The sequence below is a fragment of the [Borrelia] tanukii genome (genome assembly GCF_030439725.2).
GTDB classification, from domain to species: Bacteria; Spirochaetota; Spirochaetia; order Borreliales; family Borreliaceae; genus Borreliella; species Borreliella tanukii.
In genome coordinates this window covers 17674-30507 of sequence record NZ_CP179585.1, presented here as the reverse complement: position 1 = coordinate 30507, position 12834 = coordinate 17674, and the positions used below count along the sequence as shown (strand labels likewise).

At 26.5% G+C, this 12834-nt stretch carries 14 protein-coding genes; 2 read left to right on the top strand and 12 right to left on the bottom strand.

Annotated features, from left to right (window positions below; all coding sequences use genetic code 11):
• The 5 genes from QIA27_RS06165 to QIA27_RS06145 form a co-directional block, all read right to left on the bottom strand.
• Entirely contained in the window at positions 1-1353 is a 1353-nt protein-coding gene (locus tag QIA27_RS06165; RefSeq protein ID WP_418885720.1) for a PBSX family phage terminase large subunit, read from the bottom strand.
• Positions 1350-1916: a DUF603 domain-containing protein gene (locus QIA27_RS06160; RefSeq protein ID WP_418885637.1), complete on the bottom strand. Its 567-nt coding sequence runs from the start codon at positions 1914-1916 to the stop codon at positions 1350-1352. Before QIA27_RS06160 ends, QIA27_RS06165 begins: the two co-directional genes overlap by 4 nt.
• 188 nt (positions 1917-2104) lie before the next feature.
• Complete coding sequence (locus tag QIA27_RS06155) at positions 2105-2575, bottom strand: DUF643 domain-containing protein (RefSeq protein WP_418885691.1); 471 nt, start codon at positions 2573-2575, stop codon at positions 2105-2107.
• Positions 2576-2756: 181 nt separating this feature from the next.
• A complete protein-coding gene (locus QIA27_RS06150) occupies positions 2757-3464 on the bottom strand; it encodes an ErpL protein (protein WP_418906384.1) in 708 nt (235 codons plus the stop codon).
• 27 nt (positions 3465-3491) lie between these two features.
• Positions 3492-3995, bottom strand: a complete 504-nt coding sequence (locus QIA27_RS06145) for an Erp family outer-surface lipoprotein (protein WP_418885706.1) — start codon at positions 3993-3995, stop codon at positions 3492-3494.
• Between the two features lie 442 nt (positions 3996-4437).
• On the opposite strand from QIA27_RS06145, the gene QIA27_RS06140 reads away from it, so the two are divergent.
• Entirely contained in the window at positions 4438-5214 is a 777-nt protein-coding gene (locus tag QIA27_RS06140) for a site-specific integrase (RefSeq protein WP_418906383.1), read from the top strand.
• Between the two features lie 5 nt (positions 5215-5219).
• Here QIA27_RS06140 and QIA27_RS06135 read toward each other — a convergent pair whose 3' ends face one another.
• The 7 genes from QIA27_RS06135 to QIA27_RS06105 all read right to left on the bottom strand — a co-directional run bounded on the left by QIA27_RS06135 (position 5220) and on the right by QIA27_RS06105 (position 11389).
• Positions 5220-5645, bottom strand: coding sequence for a DUF261 domain-containing protein (locus QIA27_RS06135; RefSeq protein ID WP_418906382.1), 426 nt, complete (start codon positions 5643-5645; stop codon positions 5220-5222).
• Positions 5646-5694: 49 nt separating this feature from the next.
• Positions 5695-7035: a DUF244 domain-containing protein gene (locus QIA27_RS06130; protein WP_418906381.1), complete on the bottom strand. Its 1341-nt coding sequence runs from the start codon at positions 7033-7035 to the stop codon at positions 5695-5697.
• A 765-nt stretch (positions 7036-7800) separates the two neighbouring features.
• Positions 7801-8403 carry a Bdr family repetitive protein gene (gene bdr / locus QIA27_RS06125; RefSeq protein WP_418885714.1) on the bottom strand — a complete coding sequence of 201 codons (603 nt, stop codon included), beginning with the start codon at positions 8401-8403 and terminating at the stop codon, positions 7801-7803.
• A gap of 13 nt (positions 8404-8416) precedes the next feature.
• Entirely contained in the window at positions 8417-8959 is a 543-nt protein-coding gene (locus QIA27_RS06120; RefSeq protein WP_418885713.1) for a chromosome replication/partitioning protein, read from the bottom strand.
• Positions 8960-8999: 40 nt separating this feature from the next.
• Positions 9000-9740 carry a ParA family protein gene (locus QIA27_RS06115; protein ID WP_418885712.1) on the bottom strand — a complete coding sequence of 247 codons (741 nt, stop codon included), beginning with the start codon at positions 9738-9740 and terminating at the stop codon, positions 9000-9002.
• Positions 9716-10285 carry a DUF226 domain-containing protein gene (locus QIA27_RS06110; RefSeq protein ID WP_418906380.1) on the bottom strand — a complete coding sequence of 190 codons (570 nt, stop codon included), beginning with the start codon at positions 10283-10285 and terminating at the stop codon, positions 9716-9718. The genes QIA27_RS06115 and QIA27_RS06110 overlap by 25 nt, the downstream gene beginning before the upstream one ends.
• A gap of 9 nt (positions 10286-10294) precedes the next feature.
• A complete protein-coding gene (locus QIA27_RS06105; RefSeq protein WP_418906379.1) occupies positions 10295-11389 on the bottom strand; it encodes a plasmid maintenance protein in 1095 nt (364 codons plus the stop codon).
• Positions 11390-11772: 383 nt separating this feature from the next.
• Here QIA27_RS06105 and QIA27_RS06100 point away from each other — a divergent pair, with 383 nt between their 5' ends.
• Positions 11773-12831: an ERF family protein gene (locus tag QIA27_RS06100; protein WP_418906378.1), complete on the top strand. Its 1059-nt coding sequence runs from the start codon at positions 11773-11775 to the stop codon at positions 12829-12831.
• The last annotated feature ends 3 nt before the right edge of the window (positions 12832-12834 follow it).

Here is a 12834-nt window from a genome sequence, read left to right as displayed (position 1 = left end):
TTACAAAAATTTTTGGCTGCCAAAATGAATACTTCGCTCTTTATATCCTAAAGACAACATCAAATATGCAGCCGACATTGCGTCAAGTGCATCATCATGGGTTTTGTTATCCCCTTTATAAGCGTAAATATCATTAAATACAGAAGAACTGCTGTACTTTGCAATATAAAGTTTCTTGTAAGTAAACGGTGTGATTAACGATGTTATTCTACTAAATTTATTGGACTTTGGTTTAACCGGTACAATTCTAAAATAATGGCCCATATTGTTTCTAAGAGTCATATATTCACGAGTCAATGCCCCCGCACCTTTAGTATTGTCCCTATCTTCTAAGTAAAGTGTATTTACATTGAAATTTTCTAAAACAGTCTTGACCATATTCATAATATAAGGATCATTTACTGGTCTTTGGTCTTGAAATACAAATGCATAATATTTATCATCAACCCTCTCCATAACACATAAAGCAGTATTATCCCCGCCAACACTAAATGCTGGATCCAAATATGCTATAGGGCTGCTAAACACATAATCTTGGGTAATATTAATTTGTGTAAAAATTGAATCGGTGCTTGCTATCCATTCTCCTAGTAAAACTCTTGCCTTGTATGTTGGTATATCTTTATAGAGTTTCTCTTGAGTTTCGATAAATCCTTTACTAAGAAGTATATTATCGTAAGTTGTAAAATTATATGTTTTAAAAGTCGCTGTATTATCAATATAATCAGTTTTAAAATAGTGCTCTGGATGATCGGGATTAGTATCAAAAATAATAGTCTCTTGTCCGCATCTGAGTCTTTTTAGCACTTCTTCTAAAGTTTGTTTGTGTAAAGTAGTGGCCTCATTAACAAAAACAAGCGCTGAATTACTACCTCTAAACCTTTCAAAATCACTTGCCTTATCCCCGCCATATAAATTAATACGAAGTGAATCTATCAGTATATATGAATTATTTGTATGTCTTGGAATATAAGGAATTTTAAGAAGTTTACATATCTTTTCAAATTGCCCCAAAACATTAACTTCAACTGAACGTTGAGAATTGCCTATAATGAAATTATTAGTATCACTAGAGTATAGCTTTTTATTTGCAATTAAACTTTTAATAAACAGATAACATGCAAGATATGTTTTACCGCTAGCAATACCACCACTAAATATAATCTTCTTTTCGTTGTTCTTTTGAATGCTTTTTATCACATTCTTTTGCTTTACGGTTAAATATTCTTCTTCAAACTGATCAAAATTGATTGAAGAGTTTGTTACCTTTACAAACTGCGATATATCAACTCCAAACTGATTTTTATATTGCTTTTGAAGTGTCGTAAAAAGTTTTGTTTGATATAAGTTCACTTATGTCCTTTACTACTTTTGTAGTTGCTTTTGCTCTCAACTTCATGAGCAGCAGCAAGTCTTTTCATACATTCATAGTAAAGCTCCATTTCCCTTATTGAGCACTCCTTTATTAGATCATCAAGTTCATCTTTTAAAGAATTAATTTCTTCAGTAATACATTTTGCATTTTTTTTGTTACATTGTTTATTTAAAGATTCAATTTTAAATCTTAAATCATCTATTTTTGAAAACATACTAGCAAGTTCAATACTAGAATATTGCTTAAATGCACGTATAAATCCCAATTCTAAATTAGAGCGCTCTAAATCTAATTCGCCCTTAGCTTTTTTAGCCTTAACTTCAGATTTAAAAGTTTGTGCTACAAGGTGTTCAAAAGTATCTTCACTAATTGTTACTCTAGAATTCTCGTCAACAGAAGTTTCCCCGCTTGCCCATTTTTGCCTCATTCTCCACACATTTACTCTAGAAACTCCGAGTCTAGTCGCTATTTCTCCATCATTTAATGAGCCTTCTCTAAAATATGCAACATAATCATCAAAAGATCTTTTAACTCTTTTCAAAAGCATTACCCTAAAGTAACAAAATTAACAACTTGTTACTCTAAATAGTAAATCAATTTGATGAATTGTTAACATAAACTGATAACTTCTTGATATCTATTGAGGAGTATTTCATATTTATTGGCTTTTATTGATATAGCTCGCTTCTATTTCTAAACCAAAGATTATGAAAATAGCGGTTCAATAATTTATTGTATTTTTAAAAACCTTGATTTTGTAAGTTTGTAAAAATATTTCACTTCATTCATAAAATTATTACTTGTGAAAATTCCTTTGTCATAGTAGTGTATACTTATAAATAACATATCTTTAAATTCTTCAATCGCATGTGGTTGGTTTCGTTTCGAGACTTTTCGTACTATCTTATAAAAAATAAAACTAACAAAAAACAAAAAATTGATAGATTCATCATCTCCTAATTTTTCCAAACATTTTTCTAGCATTCCTTCCTTGTAGCTATAATTAATCTCAACATTTTTGGAACTTCTATATTTTTCTATTAGATATCTATCTTTTAAAACCCCTTTAATAAATTCTTTTGTGGGTGGTCCTAAAGGATCATTTATTATTTCATAAGCGATGTGTATTTCCTTTTTTGTTTCCTTATCTAAATTATCATAAAAATCTGAAACTTTATTAGCATGCATATTATCTATCATATGATTATTATAGCAAAAACACAATTATATATGCTAAAATTTTAGCAAAGGAGGAAATTACAAAAACCATTGAAAAATGTTTAATATTAAACTGTTTAGCGAAGTTAATACTTTATAAATAAAAACAAGACTAATTGTTAGTCTTGTTTTTCATATTTTATACTTGTGAAAACCATTTTCTTTATTTTTTCTCTTCTGAATTTTGAGTCCCTTCTCCAAAATTTTTAAGTTCTTCTTCAATTTGCTTAAGCGCATTAGTTATTATTCCACTTGACATATCACTAGTATCAGTACTACCAGAATAACTTACATTTAAACCCAATTCTTTAGCTTTTGTCCAAGCTTGCTTTCCAACTTGTCCTTGATTCTGAGCTTGCTGCCCATGAGTTTCTCCAGTTGCAGATTTAACTTGACTTTGAAGCTTTTCAAATTCCCCCTTAGCCTCTTCTAAGGCTTTTTTTCTCGCTTCTTTTTTATTTTTTAAACTCTCTTCAAGCGCCTTTAATTTATCTTCAAGTTCTTTCTTGTCTTGTAATTTATCCTTTAATTTTTCTCTTATTTCTTTTAATGTTTTTTCATACTCAGAATATGTTTTAAGAGAAGTTGTTTTAGCATCAGATTTATCTACTTTATCCTTTAAATCTTTAATTGTTTTTTCAATCTCTTTTGTATCTTTTTCATCTAAATTAGATATGTCTTTTTTCTCTAAAATATTTAACAATCCATTAAATTCTTTTTTTATCTCTTGTTCTACTTGTTTTGAACTTTCTAACTCCTGCTCTGAACTTTGTTTTGAAGTTTCTAAATCTTTACTATTTACATCATTCTTGCAAGAAATTATCAGTGCAAAAACAACACAAATAACAAACATTCTTATTTTTTTATTCATAAAAATCATCTCCTATGATATAAAAGTTTATTTCAAATTCTTTTTAAGCTCCTCTAATAAAATTGCATATGAATTATCTTTTCCAAAAAATGTAATAAATTGAGAACCATTAATAGTTTCTATTTTTGTTTCTATGTTTTTGCTTTTATAATCTTCTCCTTCTTGATAACCATAATAATAATCGGCATTAAATGATCCCCCTCTAGTCATTGCGTTTACAAAGTTATTAACTTCTGACTCTTCTAATGAAAATAATGTCGCCGTGTGTCCTCCTCCTTCATTATCATTATTCAACCCTGTTGCAATACCATATTCTTCCTTTCTTATAACTAAAGTTCCCAAATCTGTCCAATTGCCACTATTGCCTTTTTTATATTTAATTTTTACAGTAAATTCAGAAAATTTTATTGTATCACTACTTACTTGCTCACTTAAACTACCATGCTCGCTTGAACTACTTGTAAAATTTCCACAAGAACTTATCAGTGCAAAAACAACACAAATAATAAACATTCTCATATTTTTATTCATATTTTTATTCATAAATTACTCCATAAGTCTTAAAGATAATGCAATACCTATTATATACAATTTTTTTAAAGATTTAAATAATTAATTTTGTTACATTTTGAATTACATAGTAACAAAACTCAAATGTAATTTTAACCAAACTTAGAAAATCTCTCCATTGCAAATGTCAAACTCATTACAAAAGATCACAAAACACATATAAATCAAATTTCAGGGTCTTTGCTATATATCACCCAAAGTATTATATCTTTCTTGGGTGCACCCCTTAGAAATTGCCACTTCTGTTTACTATAGCCATCCTACATTCCAAATTTCGCATGCAATGAGACGCACCTAAATTTGACTAAATTTTTGCGTTTTTGGTAAAATGTAAAATGTAATTTTTATCTATTTTTATTACTTTTACTTAATTTAAAAGTAACACTTTTAAGGAGTAGATTTTATGGACATTAATAATTATCTTAATTTAAATAATGGTAGTTCTGATTTTATCCTCAACCTACTAAAAAATTATCAAAATCTACTAAATGAAAATAAAATTCTTAAAAATTCTCTAAAAAATTCATCTAAAACCAAAAAAGAAAATCTTAAACCCAGTCCTAAGTTTTATATAACTCCAAAAACTAAAAAACTAATTGAAAAATGTATTAAACAACTAAAACAAATTGATCCAATATCTGGGTGGTTTGTATATTTACTTTTAATAACTGGGTGTAGGGGCACTGAAATTCAAAAAGTAAAAATGCAAGATATTACTACTCTACCCAGCAAAACTGGTGAAATTCTTTACAATATAAAAGTAAATGTAGCAAAAAAAAGAAGTGTCGCTTGTATTAGAGAAATTGTCATTGACGCTAATGAATTTACGGCTATTGAAATAGCGCACAAAAATCATTTTGAAGAAAAAAATCTTGATACAAGGCGTACTTATCTTTTCCAAAAAACCAAACATAAATTTAAAGATAATCAAATTGATATTACTCATATTTCTAAAAAATTCAAAAATCTTCTTAAAAAGTCCGGCTTCAAGGTAAATAAATCACTTCATTTATGTAGAAATTTATTTATTTCAAATTTAAAAGCCAATGGTTATAATTCTTTTCAAATTAAAGAACTTATGAAATACTCTTCAACCCATGAAATTGACAATATCTACGGACTATCTTCTGCAAACAAAATTCAAGCTTATAAATTTATCAAAAATAGTTTAAAGCTATAGTGCAACTACTTAAACTTAAAGATACGTTTTGAAGTTACCTTAAATTCTTTTCCACGAGGCTTTAAATCAAGAGAATCATATAATATCTCTTGTTCTTTTGTAGCAATAAAGTGAAATCCAGCAACTCCTTTAATTTTAACTTCACTTATTTCAAATTCATTTGCAGTTCCAAAATAACGAGAAGTTTCATATCTTGCGCTACTTCTAATTCCGTAGTAATTAAGTATCATACAAGGATCTTTAATAAAACAATTACTCCTAATATATCCAAGTCCTAAAAATCTGTAATACGATGCATTTATATCAAAAACATTAAATTCAAGCTTCTTAAATAAACTTGTGTAGTAATGCAGACATAAGAAATAGCAACCCCACTTTTGTATCTCTGTGAGTAACCCATTATTACTTTGTTTTATTTTACTAATAATCATTGATCAACCTCCAATGTTAAATATTTTTTTAACTCTTTAGTATCCCCATTCAAAAGGGGACACTATTTGCATACGCTATATTGCCTGGTAAGAATATCTTATTACTTGTTGTTAAAAATTCCGTAAATCTATCTGATATTGCCCTTTTCTTAGGATCATAATTGAACACAAATTCTTTAAATCTGTAATTCATATGATGAATTAGTGGATATTTATCCAAAATATTATCAATTTTAATTTTGAGCAGATTTTTTATAGGTTTTTCTCTTTTTCTATTTTCATTTTGAATTTTATTTAATTCTGCTTTTAGCTTGTCAATCTCAATAAGATTCTCCTCAAGATTTATAGCAGCCTGCTCGGTTTTAATCTCAAGGTCTATACACTCAACATACTCTACAAATTCTTTTACCCAATCAAACTCAACCCCAGATTGATAAAAATCACTCTTTACTACCAACTCCTCAATCTCTTCAACAAGATTAATAAACGTTTCATTATCATGATCACTTGCGATTAATAAATCAATCCCATGGTTTTTAGCAATTTCGTTTCTTATATTGAAAACTTCACGCTCACATTTTTGAACAAATTCTAAAACTTTTGTTATTAAAGAGTCATTTCTTTGTATCTTACAATTAACTGGTGCAGCATCTATCAAGAAGAATAAATTACAATACTCAAGTCCGGTACATGCTAGCTGTATTTGTGCCTGCACATAGTATTTGAAAAAATACTTACTACTTAAGAAATTGCCATTTTTATTGTACTCCGCTATAGCGCTACTCATATAATTAGAGTCACTACTCTTAATCTCTAAAAGTTCTTTATTACCTTCCTTATTCATAAACCAGCCATCAATTGTTGAGCCTACTAAATTTTCTGAACCATTTATTTTTTTGAAATAATTATATTTATCAACACCGTTGGCATATTTGTTTTTGTATAGTACATCAATATCATCACCATGTGCCTTAACAAATTCTCTAAATCCTAAATTTTCTAACTCTTTGCCCTTGAGCATATACAAATTCTCTTCAAAAGGTATACTCATGCCAAAATATTTAAGCACTCGATTTATCATTAAGTCTTTAAGTCCAGCTCCACCAATTAGAACAGTACCCACTTCACTAGCACCGTATTTATCAAGCTTGTTTCTTTGCACGCTAAAATCAATATTTCTATTAAATTTAAAACACTCTTGCTTACTAATTCCTGGTAATTTTTTGCCTATCTTGCTCAATTTACTTTTTTCTTTAACAACAATATTTGATTTTTCTTCAAACACTTCACATCCAATAAAACTTTGTTGCTCAAAATTCATCATTTTAGATACTCCGTTATTTTGCATATCTTGATTATTAAAATTATTATTTGTTGAAACATTGTTCATGTTTTCCTCCTACTTTTCAATTAATAATAATTATATAGCAAAAACTATTTTTGCCAACTTTTTAACAAAAATTTTTGTTAAAAGAAGTGGGACTTAACGAAATTCTTTTATATTCTTTTATTAGAAAATCTGTTAAGTCCCAATCCAATCGGATTAATTTTGATTTTTGCAACATTTTTAGCTATATATATTATATGGCAAAAACTGTTTTTGTCAACTTTTTCTTAAAAAGGTGGGACTTGACCAAATTATCTTATTAGAAAATCGGTTAAGTCCCACTAAAATGTCAATACTAAAAAATCAAAAGAATAATTTCATGCTTAAACCCGAAATCAGCAGACATTCGGAAAAATACACATAAAATATAATCTGTAAATAGATTATATAACAAAAATTGTTTTTGTCAAGTTTTTTAAAAAAAATTTAAAGCTTAACTAATTCTCTTATTAGAAAAATCAGTTAAGCCAACACCAAAAGGCTGAAAACGTAAAAAATTCAGAAAAAATATAATTAATATAATTTATAATAAAAAAATATCAAAAAACTGTTTTTATTAATTTCTTAACGAAAAATTCAGTGTGACCGCCAATTTGAAATTAAAATAAATTTAGATTTTTACAAAACAAAAACTTATTTAAGTTCTTTTGTTAAAAAGTTCAAATAAGTTTTAATTTAGAATAGAGCAAAAATAAAATGTTATTTTCTAATAATGTTCATCAGTATAATGATATAATACTTTGAAAAGTCAAAGTATATAATTTTTCATTATTTGCCGACTTGTATATACTGTATTAAAAATGAATGTATAAACGGTCCAAAAATTGCTGCTGCGATTATCAAAAAATGTACCATTCTGTTCCCCATGCTAAGTTTTAAATGCAAATTCTTTACTTCATTTTCAATCTTATTAGTAAGTTCATTTTTAAAAAAATCTATTTTGGTATTTAAATTTTTTTCTACATTATCTATCTTGGTATTTAAATTTTTTTCTACATTATCTATTTTAGCATTTAAAATAGATATATCTTTTTGCAAATTTTTTTCTACATTATCTATCTTAGTATTAAGTTCGTTTTTAACAGAATCTATCTTAACATCTAAATTAGATATATCTTTTCGTAAATTCTTCTCTACATTATCTATCTTAGTATTAAGTTCGTTTTTAACAGAATCTATCTTAACATCTAAATTAGATATATCTTTTCGTAAATTCTTTTCTACATCAATTATTTTCTCTTTTAAATACTCAAAGTTGTAATTATCATTGTGAAGAAAAACAAAATCTATTGCCTCTTCACTAAACCCTATGTTTAAAAATTCATTTTTTATACTTTCTATGTTATATGTTCTGTAAGCCAAATTGCTCATAAAATCCCCTTTATTATCCTTTTAATTCTTTATATTTTTTTAAAAGCTTATTAAGAAAATCTTTTTGATTTTCAAGGAGTTCTTCCAAAATAAAAGCTGTAAATTTAGCGTGATTTTTGTAAAAATCATAGCTTTCTTGTTTTTTAAGCTGAAATCTTAGGGGTTTTATCGGGTTTTGTTTTGACTTTTTTATTGTTTTGCTCTCTTTATTTCTTAATATAATTAACGTTTCCAGTATGCCATTTTTTATTAGAAATTCTTCTTGTATAATCCCATCTTCTATTGCATTAGCAATTTTTAAATAATTATAGACCTGTGCTCTTGCAAGTCTATAATCTTTAGAAAAAGCTTCAAAACTTTTATACCCATCAAACCTATAATACTGATTATCTTTAATTTCTTTTAAAATTTTTAAAGTTTCTAACTTACAATAGATTTCTTTTTTAGAATTAATTTTTAATTTTTCTTTTAAAGAATTATAATGATTTAATACACTATCAGCAATAATATAATTTTCATTACCGCTTAAATCTCTTTTATTAACCTTAATATCCAATTTAACCTCCTTTTACATTCAAAAGTCTAATAATTAGACTTTACATTTTTTTAAAAAAAATTTCTAAAATATTTTCATACTCTTTTATATAATCTTTATTTAAATCAAAATTATTATTTTCTGCTATTCGTCTATTTAAGTCTTCTCTTTCAGATATTATTCCTAAAAAACTATCTTTTGTTTTTAACATTTCAAACAATGTTTTATGTGTTCTATTTTTTTTAAATCTTGTTATTATTAAAAATATAGGCAAAATTAAATTTAATTTTCTTACAAAAAAATTAAATAAATCTAAACTTTCCACCGCCCACTTTTCAGCAGTCATTGGGATTATTACATAGTCACTACATAAAAGTGCATTTTTTAATGTGACATCTAAACTGGGATTTGTATCGATTACTATATAGTCATATATATAATGCAAAGTTCCCAAACTAGTTTTTAACAAAAAATCTTTATATTCGATTTTATCTTCACTAAAATTATGTAGCGTAAGATAGCTAGGTATAAGATCAAGATTATTATCTATATTTATAATAGTACTATCAATGTCTACATTTTCTTTTAAAATCTCATAAATATTAAATTTAGTAAAATTAATGCCTAGCTTTTCTATTTTTTCGTAAAAATAACTAGTAACTGATGCTTGTGTATCCATATCTATCAAAAGCACTTTATAATCTTTTGCAAGTAATGTTGCAAGTATAATGGCGCTGGTGCTTTTACCAACACCGCCTTTAATTGACGCAATTGTTATTATTTTAGGTTTTTTATTATCCATTTCGTAAGTGGTCCTTGTTCGGGGTATTTTTTCCCATAAAATTCATATACTTGTTTTTCTAAATCTGTAAACATACTAAATAATATTTTGTTGTAATGATTATTCATTCTTTCTTTATATAATAAGCGGTATAATCCCTTAAAGTAGAAAAAAACACTGCCTGCTTTAAATCTAACTTCCATATAATATGCCCTTGCAAATCCATAAGATTTTCTAGTTCCGTTTATTTCATACTTTACAAAAGCTTTTTTAATTGGTTTTCTAAATCCGTAAAAAATTCCCAAAAATTTGTCCCCTTCTTTTTCGGGGTATAAATGCGTTTCTTGAACAATTCTTTCTCCATTAAATAAGGCCCTTAATGAAACTCGAAATTCATTTTTTTTCTTTTTTTTATTCTCATAAACTCCAAATTTGTATAAATCCATCATTATTGATGTATGGTACATTGCTTTACCATTTTCTTTCTCAATTAAAATAAATCTATCTTTATTTTTGCACTCAACTTTACATTTACCCTTTTTTATTGGCTCAGGTGCAGTTTCCATATTCAATCCTTATATAACCCTTTTGCTAAATTCTTCTGATTTTAAAGAATTTCTTATTATCTCTAATAAATCATTATAATACGTGTTAAATACTTTATTGTATTCTAATTTCTTTTTGCTATTCAAATAATCTTTTATAATTGGCTTTAAAACTTCAATTTCTTTCACATTTTCTAGCCGCTCGATAAGAATATTGAAAAGGTTTATCTTTATATGCTCGTAATTTTTTTGTGAATTTTCCCGATTTATTTCAATTGTCTTTTCTAATTTGAGCATTATTTTGCTTAAATCATTGTATTTATGATATTCAATAATAAAATGCGGCTTATTTTTGTAAATTTCATATATTTTTTTAAATTCTGTTTCAAGTTGTTCAGGATTATATCCATTTTTTTCCAATTTTCTTTGAGTATTGTTTAAAGTTTCTTTCAATTTGTTTTGCTTTTCTTTGAAAGAATTTTTGTTAAAATGTATATTTTTATGTTTTGTTGTTTTAATTTCAAATCTTTTTAAAGCTTTAATTATTTCAATTTTTTTATCTTTACTAATATCTAAGTTTAATAAAATTAGAAGAAATTCTTTATTTTTAAAGTTACATTTATTGTAATAGCTTATTACTTGAAACTTTTCTATTTTTTTATTTCTTTCTTCTTTTTTATTATTTTTATTACTTAAACACTCCCCCAAATTTACACTCCCCCTTAAAGGGGATTTGTCCAAATAGTGGTTTTCAACTCTTTTTTTAAATCTTGAGTGTTTTTTATCTTCAAAGAATTTGTTTATCTTAAAGTAACACTCTTTTTTTGGATAAATGAGTTTATAGTAAATTTCAGTCCCACAATTTACCCCCAGGTGTTTGTGGTAATTTGATGTAACTTTTATTTCTTTTTCTAATTTATAAAGATATTTTTGCAATGTTTTTAGCGTAACAATATCTTGACCATTTTTTTTAAGATTTTTATTAAAGTAATATAATATATTTTTTTGGGTATATTTTGGATATTTTATGTTTACGTAGGCTAGTGTTGAAATAAGAACAATTAATTTGTGTTGGTGTTTGTTGGGGCAATTTGGACTTTTTGTGTTATTTGGAAAATCCTCCATGTTTTTTCTCCTACTTTTCAATTAATAATAATTAATATTATAATGCATAATTTTGATTTAAAAGTAAATACTTTTCTAAAAAATATTAAATTTAATTATTAATCCCATTAATTTAATACACTTTTTATAATTTAATATAAATAAATTGATTTTAATTCTAAATTGGGCTACACTACAAACAGCGTAGTTATTTGAATGTATTTCAGTTTGACTACCTACTTTTCAATTTACAAGAAAATCAGAATACAGTGGGAACTTAACGAGATTCTTAATAAAGAGAGTTTGGTTAAGTCCCACTTCTTTTTGCAAAAATTTTTGTAAAAAAATTGTCAAAAATAGTTTTTGCTATATAATTATTATTAATTGAAAAGTAGGAGAAAAACATGAACAATGTTTCAACAAATAATAATTTTAATAATCAAGATATGCAAAATAATATTCAAGCAAAAATTAACTTCAGAAAAGATATGAAAACCTTAAGGATGAATTTGCCGGGTATTGATAAAAGTCTTAAAGGGTACGGGTATAAATATCAGGATTTCAACGATATAGTAGAAGAAATTGAAAACGTTATAAAGAAACATAATTTGGAGCTTGATTTTTTCCAAAATGCAACTTTTACACACGATCCATATGGTAGAGTTCATGTTGTTAGGACTACATTCTATAGCACAAGTACTGGGTATGAAGAATCATTTGATACGCCAATACTTACAGAAAATTTAAAATGGAACAATGAAAATGGGTCTAAAAATGTAAATACAACGCCACAACTAGTTGGTTCAGCTATTACTTATTTCAAAAGGTACGCTTTAGTTGGGCATCTTCACATAAAAAGTGAAGTTGATACCGATGCAGCGCCTATTTACAATAATTATGAAAACGAAAATTCTATACCTAATAAGCAAATTAGTGTTAATCAAAAGCGAGAACAAAAACAAGAGAGATATTACAATCAAAGAAAAGACAATAATTCTGAACAAAAAAACAACACTATTCAAAACCAGAAAAAAGATATTAATCTAGAGCAAAGAAACAGCAGCAATCAAAATCAGATAAAACCTTGGTTTTATCGTTATGGAATTTTTAAAGAAGCGTTGTCTAACATAAAAAATTGGGTAAATGACCCCGAAATAAAAGATAATATAAACTCAATTATTCAAAAAATAAATTTTCTTCAGAATATAGACCCTAACAATATTGATGATATCAATAAAATTCAAGACGATTTAGCCGAGTATATCAAGGGTAGTGATTTTAAGAGCCCAAACTATTGGTCGGAGATTATAAAAGACTATTTCAAGAAAAATAATAGATTAAATGATTTAAAAGATTTTGATAACTTTATGAAGTATAAGAAGACTAATTATGGCAACAGCCTGTTATTATTCTTTGTCGCGTTAAAAGAAGATAAACAATTTGATTATATATTTGCAGCATAGCAG